This is a genomic window from Nordella sp. HKS 07 (genome assembly GCF_011046735.1).
Taxonomy (GTDB): domain Bacteria; phylum Pseudomonadota; class Alphaproteobacteria; order Rhizobiales; family Aestuariivirgaceae; genus Taklimakanibacter.
The window spans coordinates 5,284,131-5,307,472 of sequence record NZ_CP049258.1; the positions used below are offsets into that span (position 1 = coordinate 5,284,131).

General features: G+C 62.6%; 23 protein-coding genes and 1 pseudogene. 13 read left to right on the top strand and 11 right to left on the bottom strand.

The annotated features are described in order from the left end of the window. Positions 1-43: 43 nt before the first annotated feature. The 3 genes from G5V57_RS24855 to G5V57_RS24865 form a co-directional block, all read right to left on the bottom strand. On the bottom strand, positions 44-526 hold the full coding sequence (locus tag G5V57_RS24855; protein ID WP_165170408.1) for a GNAT family N-acetyltransferase: 483 nt from the start codon (positions 524-526) through the stop codon (positions 44-46). Beyond that, positions 523-981 carry an HIT family protein gene (locus G5V57_RS24860; protein WP_165170410.1) on the bottom strand — a complete coding sequence of 153 codons (459 nt, stop codon included), beginning with the start codon at positions 979-981 and terminating at the stop codon, positions 523-525. The genes G5V57_RS24855 and G5V57_RS24860 overlap by 4 nt, the downstream gene beginning before the upstream one ends. A gap of 220 nt (positions 982-1,201) precedes the next feature. Next, positions 1,202-2,167, bottom strand: coding sequence for a threonine dehydratase (locus G5V57_RS24865; RefSeq protein WP_165170412.1), 966 nt, complete (start codon positions 2,165-2,167; stop codon positions 1,202-1,204). Between the two features lie 115 nt (positions 2,168-2,282). Here G5V57_RS24865 and fabD point away from each other — a divergent pair, with 115 nt between their 5' ends. The 9 genes from fabD to G5V57_RS24910 all read left to right on the top strand — a co-directional run bounded on the left by fabD (position 2,283) and on the right by G5V57_RS24910 (position 11,345). Then, positions 2,283-3,233: an ACP S-malonyltransferase gene (gene fabD / locus G5V57_RS24870; protein WP_165170414.1), complete on the top strand. Its 951-nt coding sequence runs from the start codon at positions 2,283-2,285 to the stop codon at positions 3,231-3,233. Between the two features lie 4 nt (positions 3,234-3,237). Next, positions 3,238-3,975: a 3-oxoacyl-[acyl-carrier-protein] reductase gene (gene fabG, locus G5V57_RS24875; protein ID WP_165170416.1), complete on the top strand. Its 738-nt coding sequence runs from the start codon at positions 3,238-3,240 to the stop codon at positions 3,973-3,975. 216 nt (positions 3,976-4,191) lie between these two features. Beyond that, the gene (locus G5V57_RS24880; RefSeq protein ID WP_119269176.1) at positions 4,192-4,428 is read left to right on the top strand and encodes an acyl carrier protein; all 237 of its coding nucleotides are present in this window, start codon (positions 4,192-4,194) and stop codon (positions 4,426-4,428) included. Between the two features lie 103 nt (positions 4,429-4,531). Next, positions 4,532-5,791, top strand: coding sequence for a beta-ketoacyl-ACP synthase II (fabF, locus tag G5V57_RS24885; RefSeq protein ID WP_165170418.1), 1,260 nt, complete (start codon positions 4,532-4,534; stop codon positions 5,789-5,791). Positions 5,792-6,051: 260 nt separating this feature from the next. Then, positions 6,052-7,440 (top strand): endolytic transglycosylase MltG, encoded by a 1,389-nt coding sequence (mltG, locus tag G5V57_RS24890; RefSeq protein WP_165170420.1) that lies wholly within the window; start codon positions 6,052-6,054, stop codon positions 7,438-7,440. Between the two features lie 194 nt (positions 7,441-7,634). Beyond that, positions 7,635-8,522 carry a YicC/YloC family endoribonuclease gene (locus tag G5V57_RS24895; protein ID WP_165170422.1) on the top strand — a complete coding sequence of 296 codons (888 nt, stop codon included), beginning with the start codon at positions 7,635-7,637 and terminating at the stop codon, positions 8,520-8,522. Beyond that, a complete protein-coding gene (gene gmk / locus G5V57_RS24900; protein WP_371744835.1) occupies positions 8,512-9,165 on the top strand; it encodes a guanylate kinase in 654 nt (217 codons plus the stop codon). Before G5V57_RS24895 ends, gmk begins: the two co-directional genes overlap by 11 nt. A 15-nt stretch (positions 9,166-9,180) precedes the next feature. Beyond that, the gene (locus tag G5V57_RS24905) at positions 9,181-10,434 is read left to right on the top strand and encodes an MFS transporter (protein ID WP_165170426.1); all 1,254 of its coding nucleotides are present in this window, start codon (positions 9,181-9,183) and stop codon (positions 10,432-10,434) included. Beyond that, positions 10,431-11,345, top strand: coding sequence for a cyclase family protein (locus tag G5V57_RS24910; protein ID WP_165170428.1), 915 nt, complete (start codon positions 10,431-10,433; stop codon positions 11,343-11,345). Before G5V57_RS24905 ends, G5V57_RS24910 begins: the two co-directional genes overlap by 4 nt. A gap of 110 nt (positions 11,346-11,455) precedes the next feature. Here G5V57_RS24910 and G5V57_RS24915 read toward each other — a convergent pair whose 3' ends face one another. From G5V57_RS24915 to G5V57_RS24935, 5 genes are read right to left on the bottom strand one after another with little or no spacing between them, the layout of a single operon-like run. Next, a complete protein-coding gene (locus tag G5V57_RS24915) occupies positions 11,456-12,505 on the bottom strand; it encodes an alcohol dehydrogenase (protein WP_165170430.1) in 1,050 nt (349 codons plus the stop codon). After that, positions 12,502-13,344 (bottom strand): 16S rRNA (adenine(1518)-N(6)/adenine(1519)-N(6))-dimethyltransferase RsmA, encoded by an 843-nt coding sequence (rsmA, locus tag G5V57_RS24920; RefSeq protein WP_165170432.1) that lies wholly within the window; start codon positions 13,342-13,344, stop codon positions 12,502-12,504. The genes G5V57_RS24915 and rsmA overlap by 4 nt, the downstream gene beginning before the upstream one ends. Then, entirely contained in the window at positions 13,341-14,366 is a 1,026-nt protein-coding gene (pdxA, locus tag G5V57_RS24925) for a 4-hydroxythreonine-4-phosphate dehydrogenase PdxA (protein WP_165170434.1), read from the bottom strand. The genes rsmA and pdxA overlap by 4 nt, the downstream gene beginning before the upstream one ends. A 5-nt stretch (positions 14,367-14,371) precedes the next feature. Continuing rightward, on the bottom strand, positions 14,372-15,337 hold the full coding sequence (locus G5V57_RS24930; RefSeq protein ID WP_165170436.1) for a SurA N-terminal domain-containing protein: 966 nt from the start codon (positions 15,335-15,337) through the stop codon (positions 14,372-14,374). A 14-nt stretch (positions 15,338-15,351) separates the two neighbouring features. Continuing rightward, on the bottom strand, positions 15,352-17,622 hold the full coding sequence (locus G5V57_RS24935; RefSeq protein ID WP_165170438.1) for an LPS-assembly protein LptD: 2,271 nt from the start codon (positions 17,620-17,622) through the stop codon (positions 15,352-15,354). A 241-nt stretch (positions 17,623-17,863) separates the two neighbouring features. Here G5V57_RS24935 and G5V57_RS24940 point away from each other — a divergent pair, with 241 nt between their 5' ends. From G5V57_RS24940 to G5V57_RS24950, 3 genes are all read left to right on the top strand, one after another. Beyond that, positions 17,864-19,348 carry a leucyl aminopeptidase gene (locus G5V57_RS24940; RefSeq protein WP_165170440.1) on the top strand — a complete coding sequence of 495 codons (1,485 nt, stop codon included), beginning with the start codon at positions 17,864-17,866 and terminating at the stop codon, positions 19,346-19,348. Between the two features lie 82 nt (positions 19,349-19,430). Then, positions 19,431-20,201, top strand: a complete 771-nt coding sequence (locus tag G5V57_RS24945; protein WP_165170442.1) for an IclR family transcriptional regulator C-terminal domain-containing protein — start codon at positions 19,431-19,433, stop codon at positions 20,199-20,201. A 106-nt stretch (positions 20,202-20,307) separates the two neighbouring features. Then, on the top strand, positions 20,308-21,498 hold the full coding sequence (locus tag G5V57_RS24950) for a Xaa-Pro peptidase family protein (RefSeq protein WP_165170444.1): 1,191 nt from the start codon (positions 20,308-20,310) through the stop codon (positions 21,496-21,498). A gap of 15 nt (positions 21,499-21,513) precedes the next feature. On the opposite strand, the gene G5V57_RS24955 is transcribed toward G5V57_RS24950, so the two are convergent. After that, positions 21,514-21,993 (bottom strand): hypothetical protein, encoded by a 480-nt coding sequence (locus G5V57_RS24955; RefSeq protein ID WP_165170446.1) that lies wholly within the window; start codon positions 21,991-21,993, stop codon positions 21,514-21,516. Positions 21,994-22,093: 100 nt separating this feature from the next. Between G5V57_RS24955 and G5V57_RS24960 the strand changes: the two genes are divergently transcribed. Next, positions 22,094-22,552, top strand: coding sequence for a DNA polymerase III subunit chi (locus G5V57_RS24960; protein ID WP_165170448.1), 459 nt, complete (start codon positions 22,094-22,096; stop codon positions 22,550-22,552). Positions 22,553-22,576: 24 nt separating this feature from the next. On the opposite strand, the gene G5V57_RS24965 is transcribed toward G5V57_RS24960, so the two are convergent. Next, on the bottom strand, positions 22,577-22,957 hold the full coding sequence (locus G5V57_RS24965) for a hypothetical protein (RefSeq protein ID WP_165170450.1): 381 nt from the start codon (positions 22,955-22,957) through the stop codon (positions 22,577-22,579). Positions 22,958-23,014: 57 nt separating this feature from the next. Then, positions 23,015-23,254 (bottom strand): annotated as a pseudogene (locus G5V57_RS24970) (zinc metallopeptidase); the annotation flags it as partial. Between the last annotated feature and the right edge of the window lie 88 nt (positions 23,255-23,342).

The window sequence follows — 23,342 nt, forward strand, 5'->3', positions numbered from 1 at the left end:
GCAGGCCCTGTTGCCCAAACAACATTGCGGCAGTCTGGCAAACTCAGGCTTCAGTCTGGGAAAGGACTTTCGCCATCGGATAGATATTTTCCCTGAGGCGGCCGGTCTGCGGCTGCCCTTCATCCCTGAAGCCGCGCGCCAGATAGAAACGGTGCGCGGTGGCGGTGCTGTTGAGGGTAAGGCGTGCGACGCCGAGTTGCGCCGCCCCTCGCTCGAAGGCCCGGATCAGCGCGCTGCTTACCCCCTGGAATCGCGCATCGGGCGAGACATAATTGAGCCTGATCTCGCCCGATCTGGACATGAGGCCGACACCCAGAATCGCCCCGTCATCACCCTCCGCCACGAGACAGAGGGTATCTTCCGCCCGCACCCAATCGCGGAAATGTTCGGCCGTCTTGTTGGCGAGCCAGCTTGCGAGGAGGGCTGGATCATTTTCATGATCGCGCCCGCAAAGTTCCGCGATGGAGCGCCTGAGCACCAGGGCGGCGGGCTCGCCATCATCCGCGGTTGCGGCGCGGATATTCATGGGCTCGTGTCCTTGCCCTTGAGCGCCTCGCGCAAGGCGAAGGCCACTTGTCCGAGCTCGGCCTCGCTTGGCCGGGCAATGGGCTGGAAGGTGACATTCTCTTCGGCGATATAGCGCCTGGAGGTGATGTCGGTGGGCGCGATCATCGGCAGGACATGGGCATGGGCATGGGCGATATCGCCGCCGGTGAACAGAAAGGCGGCGCGGCTCACCCTGTGGCTGGCCTTGAGGATGCGCGCGAGCCGTTGGCCCAGCACGATGATGCGCGAGGCGAGCTCGGCGGTGAGATCGTCGAAGGTGGGATAGTGGTCGCGCGGAATGATCTGCACATGGCCCGGCCGGATTGGGCCGGTATCGAGGAAGGCGACCAGATAGTCGTCTTCATAGACGATATGGGCAGGGCATTCGCGCCGCGCGATGCGGCAGAACAGGCAGGGATTTGAAGTCGTGGTCATAGCGCGTCTCATCTGAAAGGGAGGAATTACGGGTTTCCGGAAATGAAAAACCCTCACCGGGCTGGCGGGAGGGCTCGAGGAAACGCGGTCTCTCTTCAGGAAATCAGCGCGCGCTCAACAGCCTCCGCCGGTGGTACCCGGCAAGGGCTCGCGCATTCGAAGCTGGCCATTCTCAGATTTCATCGGTGGTCTTGTTGCACGAATATCAGGAGACTTCAAGCTAGGGCAGGGGAGTCCGACCCTGCAGCACCTGCGCGAATTTGCTGCTGTCGATATTGCCGCCCGACAGGATGAGCCCGACGCGCTGGCCCTTCATCTGCGCCTGTTCCTTCACGAGCGCCGCCAGAGCGGCGGCCCCGGCACCTTCGGCGACATTGTGGGTGGCGCGATAATAGAGGCGCATGGCGTCCGCGATCTCGTCCTCGCTGACCTCGACGATGCGGTCGGCGCCCTTTGCTATGATCGCGACCGCGTCTGCGTTGGGCACGCGCACGGCCATGCCGTCGGCGAAGGAGAGGGCCGAATTGGTCGGAACGGCGCGGCGCTCCGCGACAGAGAGCTTATAGGCATTGGCCCTCTCGGCCACGACCCCGATGACCTTCGTCCGGAGGCCAAGCAGATCGCGGATGGCGATAACGGCGCAGATGCCGGAGCCGAGCCCGATCGGCACATAGACGGCGTCGAGCGCGCCGGCGCCGTTGAAGAGTTCATGCGCATAGGTGGCCACACCCATCACCAGTTCGGGATGGAAGGAGGCCACCATGTCGAGGCCCTGTTCCCGGGCGAGGCGCATGGCGGTCTCGCGTGCCTCGTCGAAATCCGAGCCCGCCTCGATCAAGGAGCAGCCCAAGGCCCGCATCGCCTCGTTCTTCTCGAGCGAATTGCCCTTGGGCACCACCACTGTCGACGCAATGCCTTCGCGCCCGGCGGCGAAGGGGATGGACTGGCCGTGATTGCCGCGCGTCGCGGTGATGACGCCATTTGTCTCGCCGCGTTCCCTGCGCAGGCGCATATGGACGAGGCCGCCCCTGACCTTGAAGGCGCCGACCGGCGTGTGGTTCTCATGCTTGACCCAGCATTCGCATTGGGTTGCCGCAGCGAGAAGGGGCCAGGCATATTGCGGCGTGGGGGGCATCGCCGCATAGACGATGCTCTGGGCGCGCTCGAGATCAGCGTGTGTAAGCATGCTTCTCCTTATTGTCAGGCCCTGCCGACGGTCAATGGCTGTCGAAAGCCCGCGCTTGACTCCCCCGCCATCCGCATGCTTCGTGCCCCCTCGACTGAATCGCTAAAGGTACTGTATGAGCCTCGCTTTCATATTTCCGGGACAAGGCAGCCAGGCCGTGGGCATGGGCAAGGCGCTCGCCGACGCTTCACCTGCCGCCCGCGCCGTCTTTGCCGAAGTCGATGAGGCGCTGGGCCAGAACCTGTCGAAATTGATGTGGGAAGGCCCTGAAGCCGAACTTACGCTGACCGAAAATGCCCAGCCGGCCTTGATGGCGGTGAGCTTGGCGGTCATCCGCGTGTTGGAAGCCCAGCATGGCGTAAGGCTGCAGGATGCCGCCAAATTCGTCGCCGGCCATTCGCTGGGGGAATATTCGGCCCTCGCCGCCGCCAGCACTTTCTCGCTCGCCGACGCGGCGCGTCTCCTCAAGCTGCGTGGCACCGCCATGCAGGCGGCGACCCCGGTCGGAACCGGCGCCATGGCCGCCCTTCTGGGCCTCGATTATCCGGATGCCGTGGCGGTCGCCGAGGCGGCCGCCCAAAACGAGATCTGCCAGGCCGCCAATGACAACGCGCCGGGCCAAGTCGTGGTGTCGGGCCACAAGGCTGCCGTCGAGCGGGCCGTGATGCTGGCCAAGGAGAAGGGCGCCAAGCGCGCCGTGATGCTGCAGGTGAGCGCGCCGTTCCATTGCGCGTTGATGCAGCCCGCCGCCGAGGCGATGGCCAAGGCGCTGACCGATACGCCGATGCGCCCGCCCCTCGTGCCTGTCTATTCCAATGTGCTGGCCCGGCCTTTGACCGATGCCGCCGAGATCAGGAAGGCTCTGGTGGCGCAGGTCACGGGCACCGTCCGCTGGCGCGAGAGCATGGCGGCGATGGCCGCAGCGGGCGTTAAACTCTTTTGTGAAGCAGGCGCGGGTAAAGTCTTGTCGGGACTCGTGAAAAGGACGGCGCCTGACGCCCAGGGATTGTCGCTCGGCACGCCTGACGATATCGCCCAGAACGTGGCGCAGCTCAAACAGGGATAGAAACATGTTCGATCTTACGGGAAAGACGGCGCTCGTCACGGGCGCCACCGGCGGCATCGGCGCCGCCATCGCCCGAGCCCTCCATAAGCAGGGCGCCACTGTCGCCATTTCGGGCACCCGCGCCGACGTGCTCGACGCGCTCAAGGCGGAACTCGGCGAGCGCGCGCATGTCGTCGTCTGCAATCTCGGCAATGCCGAGGAGGTCGAGAAACTTGTTCCCGCCGCCGAAGCGGCCATGGGCTCGCTCGATATCCTGGTCAATAATGCCGGAATCACCCGTGACGGTCTGGCGATGCGCATGAAGGACGACGACTGGGCCCAGGTTCTGGACGTCAATCTCACCGCATCGTTCCGCCTTTCGCGTGCGGCGATGCGGGGCATGATGAAGCGCCGCTATGGCCGCATCATCGGCATCACCTCAGTGGTCGGCGTCACCGGCAATGCCGGTCAGGCCAACTATGCCGCCTCCAAGGCGGGCATGATCGGCATGACCAAGGCGCTCGCCCAGGAACTGGCGAGCCGCAATGTGACGGTGAACTGCATAGCGCCCGGCTTCATCGCGACGCCGATGACGGACGCGCTCAACGACAAGCAGAAAGAGGCGATCATCGCCAAGGTTCCGGCCGGAAGGCTCGGATCCTCCGATGACGTGGCCGCCGCCGCGCTCTATCTTGCCAGCACCGAAGCCGCCTATATTACCGGCCAGACGCTGCATGTGAACGGTGGAATGGCGATGATCTGAACGGGGCGTCGGGCTTGAATTTGCCGGCCGGCATTCCGGCCGCCCGATACCCATGCAGCGAAACTTCTAGACGGGTTTTTCGGGCCAAATCAAAGGGGTGGACTTGCCCCTTTTATGGCTTGCGGAATCTGTGTTAGGAAGCCCGGGACACGAGGGGGACGTATGTCCGATCGTAGAACGGAAAATAACTTAAACTACTGACGAGGACGATTGAACATGAGTGATGTTGCGGAGCGGGTGAAGAAGATCGTGGTCGAGCACCTGGGCGTAGACGCCGAGAAGGTGAATCCCGAAGCCAGCTTTATCGACGATCTCGGCGCCGACAGCCTCGATACGGTCGAGCTCGTCATGGCCTTCGAAGAAGAGTTCGGCATCGAGATCCCCGATGACGCCGCCGAGACCATCCAGACCGTCGGCGACGCGGTTAAGTTCATTGAAAAGAGCGCCGCTTGACGGTTGCGGGTTACCTCCCCGCGGGGAGAGCCATGGATTGCAGCGCGGAGGCAAGAGACCGAAAGTCTTGCCGCCGCGTTGTCATATATAGAGAGGAGTTTTGATGCGCAGGGTGGTTGTTACGGGGCTGGGTATCGTTTCGCCGCTTGCGACAGGTATCGAAGAGACCTGGTCCAGGCTGACCGCCGGCAAGAGCGGCGCCGGCCCGATCACCAAATTCGACACGTCCGACATGGCCTGCCGCATCGCCTGCGAAGTGAAGAGCGGTGACGGCACCGACGGCACTTTCGATGCGAACCAGTGGGTCGAGCATAAGGACCAGCGTCGCTACGACACGTTTATCATCTATGCGCTGGCCGCCGCCAAGCAGGCGGTGAAGGATTCGGGCTGGGAACCCAAGACCGAGGACGAGAAATTTGCGACCGGCGTCCTCATCGGCTCGGGCATTGGCGGCTTGCCCTCGATCGAGGCGACCACATTGCTCCTCAATGAGAAGGGGCCGCGCCGCGTCAGCCCGTTCTTTATTCCGGGCTCGTTGATCAATCTCGCTTCCGGCGTGGTGTCGATCGAATTCGGATTCAAGGGGCCAAATCACGCCGTCGTCACCGCCTGCGCGACGGGCTCGCATGCGATCGGCGACGCGAGCCGCATGATCGCGCTCGGCGACGCCGACGTCATGGTGGCGGGCGGCACCGAGGCCGCCATTTCGCGTTTGGGGATCGCCGGCTTCATCGCCTGCAAGGCCCTGGCCACGAAATTCAATGACGCGCCGGAAAAGGGCTCGCGTCCCTATGACAGGGACCGTGACGGTTTCGTCATGGGCGAGGGTGCGGGGATCCTTGTCCTCGAGGAGCTGGAGCACGCCAAGGCGCGAGGCGCCAAGATTTACGCCGAAATCATCGGCTACGGCATGTCGGGCGATGCCTATCACATCACGGCTCCGTCTGAGGACGGCGACGGCGCCTATCGTTGCATGCAGGCGGCCCTGAAGCGGGCCGGCATTTCCGCCTATGAGATCGACTATATCAATGCCCACGGCACCTCGACGCCCCTGGGTGATGAGATCGAGCTCAGGGCCGTTGAACGGCTGATGGGCAACCGGTTCAATGGCCTGGCCATGTCCTCGACCAAGTCGTCCACCGGGCATCTGCTGGGGGCGGCAGGGGCCGTCGAAGCCATCTTCTCGCTGCTGTCGCTCAGGGATAATATCTGCCCGCCGACTCTCAATCTGGAGAATCCCTCGATCGAGACAGAAATCGATCTGGTTCCCCTGAAAGCGCGAAATAAGGAGATCAACACAGTTCTGTCCAATTCATTTGGTTTCGGTGGGACGAACGCGTCTTTGATCATGAGGCGAGTCTGAGTCTCTCGAGCGCTTCCCGCTGAAGTTGTGCGACTTCGGCGACAAGGAAGCGCTCCAGATGATTCGCTGACGAGCCTTTGTTCGTGTTCTGATCGAGGCCTGTCGCTTCGATCCGAACCCGAGGGCTCTAATGGAGGCCTATGGTGCCCGACCAGCGCAGGCAGAGATACAGCGTCGTAGTGCCACCGCGCCGTCGGCGTCGGTCAGCGCTCCGGCGGGTATTCTATTCCCTGATACTCCTGGCCGGGGGCGTCGCCCTGGTGGCTTTCGCGGCCGCCCTTTACGGCTACATGAAATTCACCCAGCCGGGCCCACTCGCCGCCGATACCGTTTTCCAGATTGAGCGCGGCAGCGGCATCTTCGATATCGCGGCGGAGCTGGAGAAGGCGGGCGTCATCTCCGATGCCAATATCTTCGCCGCTGCCGCAAAGCTTTCGCGACTGACGGGCGCCGGCGCTCATCTGAAGCCCGGCGAATACCAGTTCAAGCAGGCGATGAGCATGCGCGATGCCATGAAGCTCATCACATCCGGCAAGTTCATCGTCTACAAGGTCACCATTCCGGAAGGCTGGACGACGGCGCAGACGCTCGACCGTTTGCGCGGCAACGAGGTCCTTCTCGGCGATATTACGCTCACCCCGGGCGAGGGGCAGCTGATGCCCGATACGTATGTGTTCCAGCGCGGCGAGACGCGTGACAATATCGTCAAGGGCATGATGCAGGCGCATCAGAAGCTTGTCGATGAACTCTGGCCTCAGCGCGCCGAGGATACCCCGGTGAAAACGCCGGCCGAGGCCATAGTCCTCGCCTCCATCATCGAGAAAGAAACGGGCCAGCCTGAAGAGCGGTCGCGCGTCGCCTCCGTCTTCGCCAACAGGCTGCGGCTGGGCATGCGGCTTCAGTCCGACCCCACGATCATCTACGGCATCACCGGCGGCAAGACCAAGTTCGACCGGTCTTTGACCAAGAAAGACATCGCCGAGGCCACGCCGTACAACACCTATCGCATCAACGGCTTGCCGCCGGGGCCGATCGCAAATCCCGGCCGCGCCTCGCTGCAGGCGGCACTTTCGCCAGCCAAGACCAAGGATCTCTATTTCGTCGCCGACGGCTCCGGCGGTCATGCCTTCGCCGAAACGCTGGAAGAGCACCGCGCCAATGTGAAGAAATGGCGCGAGATCGAGAAGAAGCGCAACCAGGGCGGCGAGGAAGCGCCGGTCATGGACGAGACGCAGGAACCGGGCGAGCCCGCGGCGGTGCCTGCGGAAACCGCAGCGGTAGCGCAACCCGGGCCGGAGGCGGCCCCCGTGGAGCAGCAGACACCAAAGCCGAGCCTGCCCACGGGCGATGACATCCAGACGTCAGATCAGCAAGGCGCCGACAACCAGGCGCCGGAGCCGGAGACCGATGTCGAGGCCGCCGCCCCCGCCACTCCGACGGATACCGCCAGCCAGGCTCCCGAGCAGGGGGCCGCTGCCGTGCCGTTGCCGCGGCCCAAGCCTGAGAGGCTCATCGAGGAGGCGCCCACCGCACCTGCCGAGGCTCCGACCACGGTGGCGGACGCCACGTTAAATCTGAAGCCCGGCAGCGTGATCAGGGGCGCCAAGGGCCTCATTCCGATACCGGCGCCGAAGCCCCAGATGCCTTAACCGGGTAGCGCGGGATGCGAAAAAGTGGGCATCGGTTTTTCGCAATGATCCCGCGCTAACATATAGGGATCGATCACGTTTATGAGTTGGGATTGCTTCAATCCAAACTCATCGTGATCTGGCCGGAAAAGCGGTATCCCTCATTGCAGGTCAGGCGGTAAAGTCGCCGCAGTTTTGATTCGGGGATGGGGTCTATGTCGCTGTCGAGCATGACAGGTTACGCACGCGCTTCGGCGGCACTCGATGGCTTGCACTGGCAATGGGATATCAAGAGCGTCAATGGCAAGGGGCTCGACATACGTTGCCGCATGCCGCCCGGCTTCGAGACGCTCGATCTCCCGGTGCGCGAGATCGCCCAGAAGCATCTGAAGCGCGGCAATGTCCAAATCAGCTTTACCTCGGACCGCGGCGGTGCCGAACAGAAGCTCGCGGTCAACGAGGCGGCGCTCGAGCAAGTCGTTGCCCTGGCGGAAAAATTGCGCGAACGTTTGGGCGGCGCTCCGCCACAGATCGAGAGTCTGCTCGCTTTGCGCGGCATCATCGACGTCGCCGAGTCCGTGGAAGATGAGGGCCAGCTGGCCAGGCGCGACAAGGCCATCCTCAAGAGCGTCGAAGAAGCCTTCCAGGCCTTGGCAGTCATGCGCAAGGCGGAAGGAGCCAAGCTTGGCGCCATCCTTGGCCAGCAGCTTGACCGCATAGAGAAGCTTGTTATCGCGGCGCGCGACAATCCGGCGCGCTCCGTGGAAGTCATCCGGGAACGCCTTGCCGAGCAGGTCAGCCGCCTCATCGAGGCGAATTCGTCCTTCGATCGGGATCGACTCCATCAGGAGGCGATTTTGCTGGCGACGCGCGCCGACATCGTTGAGGAGATCGACCGGCTCTTCGCCCACATCGAGGCGGCGCGAAAGCTCATGCAATCGCGCGAGCCGGCCGGCCGTCAGCTCGACTTCCTCGCCCAGGAGTTCAACCGCGAGGCGAATACCCTGTGTTCCAAGGCGTCCGATAAAAGCTTGACCGCGATCGGGCTGGAGCTGAAGACGGTCATCGATCAGATGCGCGAGCAGGTGCAGAATATTGAATAGCGGAAAAACAAAGACAGTGATCGCCAGGCGCGGTCTTCTCCTGGTGATGTCCTCGCCATCGGGCGCCGGCAAGACCACTTTGTCGCGCGCCTTGCTGGCGGCCGACCAGAATATTCGCATGTCGGTGTCAGTAACGACCCGGCCGCCACGCCCGGGCGAGCGCGACGGCAAGGATTACTTCTTCATCTCCAAGGAGCGCTTCTTCGAGATGCGCGACAATGACGAGATGCTGGAGTGGGCGGAAGTCTTCGGCAATCTCTACGGCACGCCGCGCAAGGCTGTGGAGGAGGCGCTGAGCCAGGGTCGTGACGTGCTGTTCGACATCGACTGGCAGGGCACCCAGCAGCTCGAGCAGGCGATGGGCGACGACCTTGTGCGCATCTTCATTCTGCCGCCCTCGACGGACGAATTGCGCGACCGCCTCATCAAACGCGCCCAGGATTCGGCCTCGGTCGTCGCCAAGCGCATGGCGGAAGCCTCGCGCGAGATGAGCCATTGGGCCGAATATGACTATGTCATCGTCAATGACGATGTCGCCGGGGCGAGCGTCGAGATCACCGCCATTCTGACGGCCGAGAGACTGCGCCGCAAGCGCCGCATCGGCCTGACGGAATTCGTCCGCGGACTGAACAAGACGCTCTGAGGGCGGGCGAGCGGCATGTCGGGTTTCATTACCGGTAATCTCTGGCGCCATGCCGATTTCATGCGCATGTGGGCGGCGCAGGCGGTTTCCGCCTTCGGCGCCCGCATCACCCGCGAAGGCCTGCCGCTCGCCGCCGTGCTCACCATCGAGGCTTCAGCTTTCGAACTGTCGGTGCTGGCGGCGCTCGCCATGGGCCCCGGTCTTGTCGTCGGGTTGATGGCCGGCGGTTATGTCGACCGATCGCGCCGCCGTCCGATCCTGATCGCGATGGACATCGTGCGGGCGGCCGTTCTGATGACGGTGCCGTTCGCCGCCTGGAGCGGCCTTCTGTCCATGCCGCAGCTCTATGTGGTAGCCGCCTGCGTCGGGGCCGCCAGCGTGCTCTTCGATATCGCCGACAATGCCTATCTGCCGAGCCTGATCCGGTCAGAGGACCTGATCGAAGGCAATGCCAAGATCAACACGACCGGATCGCTGGCGGAGATCGGCGGACCGGCGCTGTCGGGCATCCTGTTCCAGCTTCTGACGGTACCCGTCGCCATTGCCGTCAATGCCATGACTTATCTGGTCTCGGCGGGCTTCTTGGCCACGATCCGCAAGGCCGAGGCGCCTCCGCCTCCGGCCGAGGAGGCGGCGAGCCTCAGCGACGACATGAAGCTCGGCCTCAGCGCCATCATCGCCGATCCCTATGTGCGACCGATCTTCGTGATCACCTTGGCCGAAGCCTTCTTCGGCTCCTTCCTGGCCGGTCTCTATGTGCTCTATGCCATCGACACGCTGGGCCTGACCCCGGCCATGATGGGCATCACTATCGCCACTGGCGGCCTGGGTGCCTTGGCCGGTGCGGTTCTGGGGCCAATGCTGGTGGAGAGGCTGGGTGTCGGGCGCACGATTCTCCTGGCGGGTGTCGGCTATGGCGCCTGGCTGGCGATGGCCGTGCTGATGGTCGCGCAATTCGTGGGCGACGGACTCGCCGTCGCCGGTGGGGTGGTGGCGGTCAGCCTGCGTCAGACTGTTCTGCCGCTCAATATCATGGGCCGGGTCGGCGCGGCCTTCCATGTCGGCACCGGCAGCTTGGCCGTGCTGGGCGCGCTTCTGGGCGGGGGTCTTGCGATGAGCCTCGGGATCAGGGAGACCTTGTTCATCGCCGCCGCCGGGCTCGTGGTGGCCCCCCTCTGGGCGATGCTGTCGCCGCTCTGGCACCAGCATGATATGCCTCCGTCACCGGAACAGAATAGTCGCATGGAAATGCAGGAGACAGGGCCGTGAACGACAAGCGTGTTTGTTTCGACTTCGAGGTCGACTTCTCCAATGGGGGCGGAATCCAAGGGCAGGATTTCAGGCTGGATATCGATGGCGAGGATATCGGCGAGGACGCGCTGGCCGCCTATATCATTCGCGATCTTCGCCTGCTGATGGTGGGCGAGGTTCGAATCCTCAACAAGCGCATCATAGAAGAGAGGCACAAGCGCGCCGCTGCGACGCCGCGGGCCGTCGAGGAAAGCGAGGGCAATGACGCGTTCATTGATCTCAGCCACACGATCGAAAGCGGCATGATCACCTATAAGGGGCTGCCGGCGCCCCTCATCTGCGATCATCTGTCCCGCAGCAAGTCGCGCGAGATCTATGCGCCCGGCACCGAATTCCAGATAGGCCGGATCGACATGGTGGCCAATACCGGCACCTATATCGACATGCCCTTTCACCGCTACCCGGACGGGCATGATCTTGCCGCCCTTTCCCTTGACCGCGTCGCGGACGTGCCGGGCGTCGTGGTCAGGGTCGAAGGCGCGCGAGAGCGCGCGATCGACTGGCATCATTTTGTTCCGGTCCAGTGTCGCGGCCATGCCGTTCTTGTTCACACCGGCTGGGATCGCAACTGGCGCACGGACAGCTACTTTGAGGGGCACCCCTTCCTGACGGAGAAAGCCGCGCTCTATCTGCGTGACCAGAAGGCGACGCTCGTCGGCATCGACTCGCTCAATATCGATGACACGTCAGGCGGAGAGCGGCCCGTGCATTCAGTGCTGCTCGCCGCGGGCATACCGATCGTCGAGCACCTGACCGGTCTGGCGGCTCTGCCCGAAACCGGCTTCCGCTTTTCGGCGGTGCCGCCCAAGATCAAGGGCATGGGCACCTTCCCGGTGCGGGCGCATGCCTGCCTGAAGCACGGCGGATGAGACTAGCCTAAAGTGTGATGGCTTTGGGACGAGTCGCCATCACGCTTTATCTTCTTGTTTGCGCATGATCTTTTTTCGGAAAACCGCTTCGCACTTTTCCGGATCATGCTCTACGGCCGCAGGATGACGCGGCCCATGACGCTACCCGCGCGGAGATCTGTGAGGGCCGAATTGGCCTCGGCGAGCGGGCGCTCGCTCACCGGGATGGGCCTGACGCGGCCTTCTCGCACCAACTCGATCAAAGCGCGGGCTTCATCGAGGCTGCCGACATAGGAGCCCGCTAAGGTGAGCTCTCGCAACGGGAACATCGGCACCGGCAGGCTGAACTTGCCGCCCATCAGTCCGACGATGATGACGGCGCCGCCTTTGCCGACGACGCTCTGGGCGAAATGCAGGGAGGCCTCGGAGCCGACGAAATCGATCGCCACGTCCATCGCACCCGCCTGCTTGAGTATGGCTCTCCGCGCCTCGGCGAGCGAGGGATCGAAGACGGCCGCGGCTCCCAGTTGCAGGGCGGTCTCGCGCTTGGCCGGGACGATATCCGCGGCATGGAGGCGGGCGGAAGTGAGGGCACGGGCGATCTCGAGCCCCATCATGCCGACACCGCCAAGTCCGACGATCAGCAGGGTACCGTCCTCGGCAAGGAAGCGCATGGCCTTGCGGATGGCGCTGTAGGCGGTCAGGCCGGAACACATATAGCTGCCGGCGAGGCGCCGATCGATGCCGCTGGCATCGATCAGGTAGCGGGAATCCGGGACCAGCACATGGCTGGCAAAACCGCCATCAGCGGTGATGCCAAGCTGCCGCGGGGTATCGCAGAGCGGCTCCTGGCCCTTTCGGCAGCGCTCGCAGACACCGCAGCCGCACCACGGGTAGACCGCATAGAAGGCCGCACGGTCGAGCGGTCCGGCATCGGGACCGGTTTTCTCGATATGCCCGGCGATCTCGTGGCCGAGCGTGAAGGGAAGCGTGCGCCCGGAGGTGATGTCGAGATGCTTGCCGTCACCGAGATCGAAGTGGCCATCCTGCAGATGCAGGTCACTGTGGCAGACACCGCAGGAGGCAACCTTGATCAGGACTTCGCTGCCCTTGGGCTCCGGCAGGGATGCGGTTGTCTCGGCGAGCGGCTCGCCATAGGCGATGAGCGATTGCCGGATCATACGGGGTCACTCTCCAAGGAGGCGGCGATACGGGCGAAATCGGCAACCGCGAGCTGCTCGGCGCGCAGATTGGCATCGATGCCGAGGCCGTCGAGCAGCTTGCTCATATCTGGGTGAAGGCTCTTGAGGCTCGAGCGCAGCATCTTGCGGCGTTGGCCGAATGCGGCAGCGGTAACCTTTTCCAGAACGCTGATAGTGCAGGCGGGTAGCCGCTCGGACTTGGGGATGAGTTGGACGACCGAAGAGGTAATCTTCGGGGGCGGCGTGAAGGCACGCCGGTCGATGTCGAACAGCTTCTTGGCTGACGCGCACCATTGGCTGATGATGGAGAGCCGGCCATAGGCCTCCGATCCGGGGGCCGCGACGATGCGTTCGGCCACTTCCTTCTGGAACATCAGCGTGAGCGAGGAGAACCAGGGCGGCCAGGGGCCGGTGAGCCAGCCGGTCAGGAGCGGTGTCGCGATATTGTAGGGCAGGTTGGCGACGATCTTGGCATCGCCCGTTATATGCGCCGTCCAGTCATAGCGCAGCGCATCGGCCTCCACGATCTCCAGGCGACCGGGATAATGCGCCGCGATTTCCTGCAAGGCCGGCAAGGCGCGCGTATCCTTCTCGACCGCGACGATTTTCCGGGCGCCCTCGAGAAGCAGTGCGCGGGTCAGGCCGCCGGGACCGGGGCCGATCTCGACAACGGTTGAGGCGGAAAGCGGCGCGGCGCTGCGCGCGATGCGGCGGGTGAGATTGAGGTCGAAGAGGAAATTCTGGCCGAGGCCCTTGCGGGCGTCGAGACCATGGCGGGCGATGACCTCGCGCAGCGGCGGCAGGCCGTCCTCGCTCATGCTGCGGCACCGCGTCGGGCGATGTCGGCGGCGAGCGAGATCGCTGCCATGAGGCTTCGAGGATTGGCCTTTCCGGAGCCGGCGAGGCTCAGGGCCGTACCATGATCGGGCGACGTGCGGATGAAGGGCAGGCCCAGTGTGCAATTGACGCCGCCGTGGAAGTCGAGTGTCTTCACCGGGATCAGCGCCTGATCATGATACATGCACAGAATGGCGTCATACTGCGCGCGCGCCTCGGCGTGGAAGGCAGTGTCGGCGGGCAGCGGCCCCTGCACGATCAGACCCTCGGCGCGCAACTGGGCGAGGGCGGGCGCGATGATGGTCTGCTCCTCAAGGCCCATCGCGCCATTTTCGCCGGCATGCGGATTGAGACCGGTAAAGGCGAGGCGCGGCGATGCGATGCCGAAGCGCCGCTTGAGATCATGTGACACGACGCGCGCCTGACGGATGATGAGATCGCCGCTGAGCTGGCGCGGCACCTCGGCCAGCGCGATATGGACGGTGATGGGGATGGCGCGCAGATCCTGGGCGCACAACATCATCACCGGATCCGCTTGATGTCCGTGGCGCAAAGCGAGATGAGCGAGGTAATCAGTATGACCCTGATAGGTGAAGCCGGCGGCGTAGAGCGCTTCCTTCTGGATCGGATTGGTCACGATCGCCACGACGTCGCCTTCGAGCGCCATGGCCACCGCCATGTCGATGGCGCCGATCACCGTTCCGGCTGTTTCCGCAGTGAAGCGTCCGATATCCGGCCTGCGGGCGAAGGGTAGATCGATCACCGGGAGCGCTGTGGGGAATATGCCGCGGGCCTCCGCCGGAAGCGCAATCTTACGGATCGGCACGGCAGCGCCAAGCCGGGAGAAACGCTCGTCGAGATAGGCGCTGTCGCCGATGAGGAAAAAGGCGAGGTCGGGATCAGACCTCAATGCGAGCCAGGCCTCCGCGGTGATATCGGGGCCAATTCCGCCCGGCTCTCCGATCGTCACGGCCAAGAGTGGCGCCTCACGCCGTGCGGTCACGGCATTCACTCGGTCGCCTTCGCGTCCTTGTATTCGATGAAAGCGTTGCGCCGCAATTCGCGCATATAGCGCTCTTCATAGACGTCGTATTTCTTGTTCACCAGCATTGTCTCGATCTGCTGGCGTGTAGGCTTCTCCGGCGAGATGCTCTTCTTGCCGCAAAAGCCAAGGAGCTGAATGCCGGACTGGGTGCGCGAAGGACCGATTATTCCGCCCGTGCCGGCCTGGTCGAGGGCGGCTCTGAGCGGTTTCGGGATCTTATTTCCGTCAGCCTGGAGGCGCTTGCCGATCCGCACATTATAGATTCCGCTCGCCGCTGCGCGCGCGCTGTTGCAGCCCTTGAAAGCCTTGCGGTACTGGGCGGCATCGGCCGCGCGGGCCATGAACAGCTGATCAGCCATGGCATCGCCGGCGTTGTCCACCGGCATGTCGATTTCCAGGATCTCATAGACCGTTACCGCTTTGAGCCGCGGGTCACTGGTGATCTCGTTGTACTTCTTGTCGATCTCGGCCGGATCGACCTCGACCTTAATCTTGTACATGGCGTTGAGCAGGCGGTTGAAGGCGATCTGCGCGGCGACTAGGCGCCGCAGCGCGGCCATCGAGGTGCCCTTGGCCTTGAGCTGCGCGGCCAGGCCCTTGGTGTCGGTGTTCGAGCCCTTGGCCATTTTCTCGATCTGGGCGTCGATCGTCTTGTCGTTGGGGTCGGCTTTGTATTTCTTCGCTTCGACAAGCTTGATCACGTCATCGATCACGGCCTGGAGCGCGCGCTTGCGCTGCTCGTCGGCGCTGCCTTGCGGCCTGCCGAGGATGGCATTGAGCTTCATGCGCTGGTCGACATCGAAGTTGGTGATCGGAAAGTCGTTGACCGTGACCAGCACACCTTGTCCGTCCGCCGCCGCAAAAGCGGCGGGAGCGGATACATACAAGGATGCGCTGAGCGCCGCGGCGAACAGAATGCCGAATCTCATATCCGTATCAGCCCCTACTGACTCGGCACCGAGCCGATGTTGTTGCCGAGCGACTTGAGGTCGATCGCGAACTGAACTGAACGGTCAACCCCTTGATCCTCATTGGCGCGATCTTCCTCGTAGAAGACGCGGAAATTAAAGCACTCACAATTAAAGCCGACACCGACGGTGTCCCGGATCAGCTTGCTTTCCTTGAGGTCGTACCGGGCCCCGCCATAAAGACTCCACCCGCCGGAGAAGTTCCAGCCAGCGCCGCCCCAGACCTGCTCTTCGTTATTCGGCCGCCCCGCATCCGGGTCAGCGTCAACGTCCGCATAGTAGAATGACCCGGAAAACCTGTCGAAATTGAGGCTTAGCCCGGCTTCCTGGGTTTTGATGGCCGAGAAATCCTCCTCCATGCGGATCTGGTAGGAGAAGCGCAGGCTGTCCCAGGGCTGGAGCGCAAGAGCGGCGACGAGGTCGGAACTGGTCTCTCCGAGTCCGCTTTGGACATCGAAACTGTTCTTGCCGGCGACATGGAAGGATTCGCCGAGACTGGCCCTCAGAAATCCGCCATTTTCGGACAGGAACGTGTAGAGCAGGCCGGTATTGATGCGTGTGCCACCCTCGTAGCGGTCGAGACCACTGAAGCGGTCATGCAAGAAGAGGTTGGTGGCGTCGAAATTTACGTTGATCGCGTCTTCATTGCCCTTCTTGTCGATATCTTCCTCGTCGGTCGACGCGATGACCTGGGTCACCGGGGTCAGGATATGCTGGCCGCCCTCCGTGTTGGTCAGGAAAGGCCAGCGCATGTCGAGCCCGGCGGTCGGCTGGAAGCGGGTCGTCGTGTCGTTCTCTTGCGTCAGATCGTCGTCATCGGGCAGGTTCTCGGTGACGTAGACGTCGCCGCGCAGATTGCCGAAAGGCGTGATGACCTGGCCCATGCTGTTGATGATCTGCTTCTGCCAGCGCAGATTGGCGACGGCGCGGGTCTGGTCGGTGCCGAGATTCACGTTAGTCAGCGGCAGGTCGGGATCGTTGGCGAAGACCACATCAGTGCGGCTGATGCTGTAGAGGTTCCAGTCATAGCCAAATTCGCCCCCGAGCACAGGCTGGTCGAATGTATAGCTGTGCTCGATATAGGGCAGCGCCGTCGGGAAGATGTCCTGGTTGTCGTCGCTATCGAGCGTCTGGAAATGCAGCGCCTGGGCCGAGAAGTAATTACGATCGTTGATGCCCGTGATGTACAGCCGGTCGATAGTCTCGTCGCGGCTGTCGATCTTGTACTTGTCCATGAAATTCTTGTCGCTGACCAGCGTTCCGTCCCAACCCCAGGTCCAGTTGTCGTTGAGATCGAATTCGCCATCGGTGCGCGCCGCGCCGCGGAAGCGTGAATTTCCCGCAGCGTCGCTTCCCATGCTGAGCTGATAGATGCCGGCGACATCGACATTGTAACTGCCATTGGCCAGACGGTGACGCCATTCCCCCTTGAGCAGCGGGCCCTGCTCGGACGTGATCACCGGCGAGAAGGTGAAGTCGTAATTGGGAGCCAGATTCCAGAAATAAGGAACTTCGACGCCCGCGCCATAGACGCTGGCATAGCTGAAGCGCGGCGAGAGGAAGCCGGTCCGGCGTTTCACCGTCGGATCGGCATGCGAGAAATAGGGCAGGGTGATGATATCGGCGCCGGCGAACTCGAAGGTGGCGTCCTTGTGATAGATGACGCCTTCCTTTTCGTCATGCGTCACTTGGCGCGATCTGAGTTGCCAGAGCGGCTCGCCGCTCGATGTCCGGCAGTTGTTGCAGGCATTGTAGACGACATTGGTATAGACGGTCAGATAGCCGTCCTGGCGCACGGCATAGTCGGCGGTGATGATCACGTCGTTGGTCAACAGCAGGCGCAGATGCTCGGCGAAGCCGTCCTTGAACTTGTTCATCAGCGAGGCGCGATCCGCCTCGAGGATGTTGCCACCCGGCTCCGTCAGTCTGACTTCGCCGACGGCCGTCATCTTGTCGTTGCGTTGATCGTAGGTCACGCGCGTGGCGACGAGTTCGTAGTCTCCATAGGTCAGGATGACCTTGCCGATAGCGACCGCGGTCTTGGTCTGCGCGTCATATGTGATCTTATTGGCCACGACATTGACGCGGGCACCCTTTGGCGGCGTCTTGATCTTGTTGTCTCGGACATCGCCGGTGGCGGCATGAGCAGGCGCAAGCGGCGAAACGAGGACCGTCCCGAAGCAAAGGCTAGCCGCGAAAAGTGCAGCAAAGCATACGCCTCCGGGCAAATGCCCGAAGCGCGCCAATTTTCCCCTTCGACGCCCCGTCGTCATGAGATTTGAGTACTACCCGAATAACTTTATTTTACACTTTCTTAACCCCGGTTTGAACGGGCGCGCAAAGTGCTTTTCCATTTCTCAATGTAACGCCTCTTGAGGCGGTCCCAAGGCAGGAAATTGGCATACTTAACAAACCATTACAGGAGTTGAACCGATTCCGTCTTGCCGCTAATGAGAATACCTCGATTTTTCTCAGCAGGATTCATGCATGCATGTGACATTCGCTGCGCCCGGGCAGCCAAAAGCCGGCGTTTTGGTTGTTCTTTGTCCCGAGGGCGGAAAGCTCTTCGGCATCGCCGCGGAGGCCGACAAGCGTAGCGGCGGTCATCTTTCCCGGGCGGTGAAGGCGATCAGCTTCGAGGCCAAGCGCGAGCAGATTCTCGATCTCGTGGCACCGGAAAAGCTCCCCTTGCAGCGAATCATCCTGGTAGGCCTTGGCGATCCGGCCAAGCTCGTGGCCCGCGAGGCCGAGCTCCTGGGCGGCGTCATCGCCGGATATCTGCAGGCCGGCAAGGTCGAATCGGCGTCCATTGCCGCCGACGTCGCCACGTCTGGCCTCGATGCGGCGGAGTTCGCCGCTCTTCTGGCTTCGGGCGCAGCCCTCAGGACCTACAGCTTCGACCGCTACAAGTCCAAGAAGCCTGCCAACGGCAAGGCATTGTCTTCCCTGACAGTGCTTACCGGCCAGGCGGCCAAGGCCAAGAAAGCCTTCGCCGACTATGAGGCGATCGCCCAGGGCGTCCATTTCGCCCGCGATCTCGTCAACGAGCCCGCCAACAAGCTCAATCCGGTCGAGTTCGCGGCGCGTGTGAAAGTCAATGCCAAGGCCGGCCTCGCGGTCGAGATTCTCACCCCGGCGCAGATGAAGAAGCTCGGCATGGGCGCGCTTCTGGGCGTCGCCCAGGGCTCGGTGAACGAGCCGCGCCTCGTCGTCATGCGCTGGCAGGGTGGCAAGAAGGGCGACAAGCCCCTGGCTTTCATCGGCAAGGGCGTCACTTTCGATACGGGTGGCATCTCGATCAAGCCGGCCGCTGGCATGGAAGACATGAAGGGCGACATGGGTGGTGCGGCTTGCGTCGCCGGTCTCATGCTTGCCCTCGCGCGGCGCAAGGCCAAGGTGAATGCGGTTGGCGTCATCGGCCTCGTCGAAAACATGCCGGACGGCAATGCCCAGCGCCCCGGCGACATTGTCACATCGATGTCGGGCAAGACGATCGCGGTGCTCAATACCGATGCGGAGGGTCGTCTCGTTCTTGCCGATGCCCTTTGGTACACGCAGGATCGCTTCAAGCCGAAATTCATGATCAATCTCGCGACGCTCACCGGTGCGATCATGGTAGCGCTCGGCAAGGAGCATGCCGGCCTCTTCTCCAACAATGACGAACTCGCCACGCGTCTTTACGATCAGGGACTGGCGACGGGCGAAAAAGTGTGGCGCATGCCGCTGGCGCCCGAATATGACAAGATGCTCGACTTCGAAGTCGCCGATATGAAGAATATCGGTGGCCGCAATGCCGGCGCCATCACCGCCGCGCAGTTTCTGCAGCGCTTTGTCAACAACGTCCCCTGGGTGCATCTCGACGTCGCCGGCACGGCGATGGATTCGAACAAATCGCCGATCAACCAGAGCTGGGGCTCGGGCTGGGGTGTGCGTCTGCTCAACCGCCTGGTCGCCGAGCATTACGAGGGCTGATGGCGTGAGCTGAGCCCCCAGGGCTGTCGGCCTGGGGCTCAGCGCTCTTCACAGTTTCGAGCTTTCCGGGCTAGATGCGGTTATGCCGTCCTTCGAACCCGTCAATGCCGTTGTCCGCGCCCTCGACATATTGCGGCTGATCAATGAATTCGGGCCGATCTCGGTTGTCGATCTGCAGAAACGCAGCGGCATGCCGAAGGCGACCGCGCTGCGCATGGTCGAGACGTTGATCGCGGTCGGTTATGTGAGCCGCTCCGCCGGCGCTCTTTATGCACCGACCGGCAAGTGTCTGCTGCTGAGCAGCGGTTTCGATATCAAGGCCGGCTATGTCAAGGCCGCCGAACCGGTGCTCGCCAAGCTGCGCGATACGGTCGGCTGGCCGTCCGATTTCGCCATCTACGACAATGACGCCATGCTGATCGTCCTGACGAGCAGCGAACTCGGCGTTCTGTCGCTTTCGGGCCAGGGCGTCGCGCGCGCGCCGCTTCTGCGCAGCGGGCTCGGGCGCGCTTATCTCGCTCATCTGCCGGACGACGAATGCGAGAGTTTGATCGACCGCTTCCTGCCGGCCGACCCGCGCGCGGGAACGCGCCGGCAGCTCGAGAGAATGCTCGCCGAGGCCAGGGAGCGCGGCTACGCGGTCTCCGATGAGGACTATCTCGACACGCTCTATCCGGTCGGGATGCATGCCATTGCCGTGCCGGTCATGGGACGCAGTGGGCCGATCGCCGCCTTGAATGTGCTTTTCCTGCGCAAGGCGCTGCCGCTCGAAAAGGGGGTGAAGACGCTCTTGTCTCCTCTGCGCGCAGCGGCGCATGAGATCGGCGAAAGTATCGAGAGTGACAAAACATAGGTTCACTAGTTGAGCCTATCGGTTCATCTGTTGACATCGCGAGCGATGTGCCGATAGTTGGGATCGCCGCGCGTCGGTCGATGGCGGCCTGACAACGGAGAACAAGATGACCGAACGCTATTTCCCGATATCCGAATATGAGCGGCGCTGGAGGCTGGTCCATGCCGAAATGCGCCGGCGCGGCGTCGAGACCGCCGTGGTGTGGGGCCGCAGCGGCGGCACCTATGACCGGGCCTCCGATGTCTATTATCTGACCAACTACTACGGCAACAATTCCGGCCAGGGCATCGACAATGACCTGCAGAATTGCCGGGCCTTCTCCGCCGTCATCCTGCGTGCCGGCGAGACGCCGGAACTGATCATCGAGGAGACCGTGCCGCATCTGAACTTGCTGGCGACGGATCGCATCGTCAGCACCTGGGATCCGGTCAAGACCGTCGCTGATCGCCTCAATGCTCGCAAGAACACAGGCCCCGTCGGATTCCTCGGCACCGATTTCTTCTCCATGAAGCATTGGGCGCAGCTCCAGGCGGCGACTCCCGGCATCACGTGGCAGTTCGAGGATGACATCGTCCGCCTTGCCCGCCGGGTGAAGAGCCTCCGCGAGCTCGAGGCCTATCGCGAAGGCGGGTTGATCGCGTCGCGCGCCTGCAATGTGCTGATCGAAGGCCTGCTCTCGGGCAAATCGGAAGCCGAAGCCGCGGGCGACGCCGCGCGCGAAGTGGTGCGCTCGGGCGGCGCCATACACATGATCCCGATCTCGCATGGCGACAAGATCGACAGTATGTGCCGTAATCCCTTGCCGGGTTACAGCCACGACACGCCGAAGCCGGGCGATCTCATCCGCGGCTTCATCTATGGCCCGATGTTTCAGGGCTATTATCTCGATCCTGGACGTACCGTCGTCGCCGGTTGCAAACCTACACCGGCCCAGCGCGAGCTCGTCGAGTCCTGCGTCAAGCTGACGGAGGATCTGCTGGCGGCTATGAAGCCGGGCCTTACAGTACGCGAGCTGGTCGAACTCGGCGACCGGCTCAAGGCCGATCTCAATGTCGAGGACGACGAGATGGCCAAGAAGTTCCCGCTCTATGGCCACGGTCTCGGCCTCTTTTGGGAGCAGCCGATCTTTTCGACCGCGATGGGCTATGGCGACGATAAGTTCGAGGAAGGCATGGTGGTCGGTATCGAGGCCTTCTTCGCCCGGCCGGACGTCGGCAGCGTCGGCTTCGAGCAGAATGCCATCGTCACCGCGAATGGCATCGAGCTCTTGACCACGACGCCGATGTTGTGGTGGTAGCGGGAGCGGCCGGCTTCAGTCGGACTTGCGGCCGACCCGGTTCAGATAGGCGCGGATGCCATGGTAGTAATTGACCATGGCTTCCCTGTAGAGCGTGCCGACCCTGTCGAATTCGGCCTGGGTGATCTTGCGTCGCTTGAGCTTGCGCAAGGCGGCATTGTAGCTGGCGATACCCTTGCGGCGGCCGGTCTCGAGGAATTTGCGGAACTCTTCGAGCTGCCAGGGAGTCGGATCCCCGAGCGTCATATCCCTGAGCGACATGCCGTTGAGGGGATTGTTGCCGGGCACAGTGGCGCCGGAACCCTCATAGTCGACAATCACCGGACACATGCCGGGCGCCAAACTCACGGTGGCGCAGATTTTGCCGCAGGATGGGGTGAGGGCGCTGTCGCAGCAATTACACAGCCCGACGGCTTCGGCTCTTTCGGAAGGAGAAAAAAGGACAAACCCCACCATAGCCGCGACCGCGGCTCCCCACACCTGTAAGCGCCCCATTAGATTCCCCTTCGCCGTTTCTTGGGTTTACCTTAGCGGCAAGGTAGGCATGTCGCCAAGACCGTTGACCGGGCTGGCATAAGCCGCTTGGATGCAGCCCATGACCGACTTCCTTTTTTATCATTTGGAGCAACAGCCGCTCGAACGCGTGCTGCCGCAGCTCCTCGAGCGCACCCTCGAGCGCGGCTGGCGGGCCGTCATCGAGACTGATTCGGATGAACGGGCCGAGTCGATCTCGACCATGCTGTGGACTTATACGGAGGAAGGTTTCCTGCCGCACGGCACCGCCCGCGATGGCCATGCCGAGAGCCAGCCTGTGTGGATCACCGCTTCGGCCGAGAATCCGAATGGCGCCTCGGTGCGCTTCTTTGTCGGCGGTGTCGAACCGTCGAACTACGACGGTCTGGAACGCGCGGTGCTTCTGTTCGAGGGCGCCGACTCGGAAGCCGTCGAACGCGCGCGCCGCGTCTGGAAGGCCGCGCGCGGCCAGGGCCATGAAGTCAGCTACTGGCAGCAGGACGAGCGCGGCCGCTGGCAGAACAAGGCCAAGACGTCATAGATTTTGCGTATCGGATTACGTAATTTACGTGGCGACATCTACCGGCGGACTTGGTCTGGCCGCCCTTGCCAATGACTTCGCTGGGCCTTCTGCAGTGATACTCCGGCAACTGCTTCTCCTGGTGCGGAGCTTTCTTCCCATGTCGATGTGAACTCTGGGATCACGTAATCCCTTGTTTGTATTCTCGGGGCGTCGATGTGTCCCTGTTCCGCCAAAGCCCAATTGTGTTGTGCGCTCAACGGCACGCAATCCGGCCGCATTCAATGGCTGGCCACGGATGATCTGTACCTTCGCCAGCGTGCTGGTTTGTGCGACATTCTCGAGGAGATTACCCTCATCCTTCTTGTTCCACGCGCGTAGCAATGCTTGCACGATTTCAAGGATTATTCGGAGGCCGAGAGCCATTCGGTTGATCCTATCGGAGTTCGGATAGAGGCTGGAATTGAAGTCCGAACGCAACTCCTAAATTGATATTTCCAATCCTGCCGTCTGGCCCACGATGTCAAGCGCCCACCGTGGCGCGTACGAATACGCAAACTCCTCTAAAACCTCAAAATGCGAAACCGCCTCGACTTTCACATGCGCGAGCCCGGCCTCATCGAGAAGATGGCGGGCGAGCTCGCCGCCGGTGCCCGGAAAATCCACCCGCTTGCGCGAATGGCGCGCCATGGTGCTGTGGATCCACAACTGCGGGCCGAAGGTAAGGGCGAGAAGGGGACGAGGCCGAGTGCAACAAGAACCATTATGTCCGACGTAATATTGTTCATTCTTGGCAGAAGCGGGGCTACCT

Excerpts from the sequence above, each read along its gene's own strand:
- G5V57_RS24855 (WP_165170408.1), bottom strand. The coding sequence starts at position 526 with ATGAATATCCGCGCCGCAACCGCGGATGATGGCGAGCCCGCCGCCCTG.
- G5V57_RS24860 (WP_165170410.1), bottom strand. The coding sequence starts at position 981 with ATGACCACGACTTCAAATCCCTGCCTGTTCTGCCGCATCGCGCGGCGC.
- G5V57_RS24865 (WP_165170412.1), bottom strand. The coding sequence starts at position 2,167 with ATGCTTACACACGCTGATCTCGAGCGCGCCCAGAGCATCGTCTATGCG.
- fabD (WP_165170414.1), top strand. The coding sequence starts at position 2,283 with ATGAGCCTCGCTTTCATATTTCCGGGACAAGGCAGCCAGGCCGTGGGC.
- fabG (WP_165170416.1), top strand. The coding sequence starts at position 3,238 with ATGTTCGATCTTACGGGAAAGACGGCGCTCGTCACGGGCGCCACCGGC.
- G5V57_RS24880 (WP_119269176.1), top strand. The coding sequence starts at position 4,192 with ATGAGTGATGTTGCGGAGCGGGTGAAGAAGATCGTGGTCGAGCACCTG.
- fabF (WP_165170418.1), top strand. The coding sequence starts at position 4,532 with ATGCGCAGGGTGGTTGTTACGGGGCTGGGTATCGTTTCGCCGCTTGCG.
- G5V57_RS24895 (WP_165170422.1), top strand. The coding sequence starts at position 7,635 with ATGTCGCTGTCGAGCATGACAGGTTACGCACGCGCTTCGGCGGCACTC.
- G5V57_RS24905 (WP_165170426.1), top strand. The coding sequence starts at position 9,181 with ATGTCGGGTTTCATTACCGGTAATCTCTGGCGCCATGCCGATTTCATG.
- G5V57_RS24915 (WP_165170430.1), bottom strand. The coding sequence starts at position 12,505 with ATGATCCGGCAATCGCTCATCGCCTATGGCGAGCCGCTCGCCGAGACA.
- rsmA (WP_165170432.1), bottom strand. The coding sequence starts at position 13,344 with ATGAGCGAGGACGGCCTGCCGCCGCTGCGCGAGGTCATCGCCCGCCAT.
- G5V57_RS24930 (WP_165170436.1), bottom strand. The coding sequence starts at position 15,337 with ATGAGATTCGGCATTCTGTTCGCCGCGGCGCTCAGCGCATCCTTGTAT.
- G5V57_RS24940 (WP_165170440.1), top strand. The coding sequence starts at position 17,864 with ATGCATGTGACATTCGCTGCGCCCGGGCAGCCAAAAGCCGGCGTTTTG.
- G5V57_RS24945 (WP_165170442.1), top strand. The coding sequence starts at position 19,431 with ATGCCGTCCTTCGAACCCGTCAATGCCGTTGTCCGCGCCCTCGACATA.
- G5V57_RS24950 (WP_165170444.1), top strand. The coding sequence starts at position 20,308 with ATGACCGAACGCTATTTCCCGATATCCGAATATGAGCGGCGCTGGAGG.
- G5V57_RS24955 (WP_165170446.1), bottom strand. The coding sequence starts at position 21,993 with ATGGGGCGCTTACAGGTGTGGGGAGCCGCGGTCGCGGCTATGGTGGGG.
- G5V57_RS24960 (WP_165170448.1), top strand. The coding sequence starts at position 22,094 with ATGACCGACTTCCTTTTTTATCATTTGGAGCAACAGCCGCTCGAACGC.
- G5V57_RS24965 (WP_165170450.1), bottom strand. The coding sequence starts at position 22,957 with ATGGCTCTCGGCCTCCGAATAATCCTTGAAATCGTGCAAGCATTGCTA.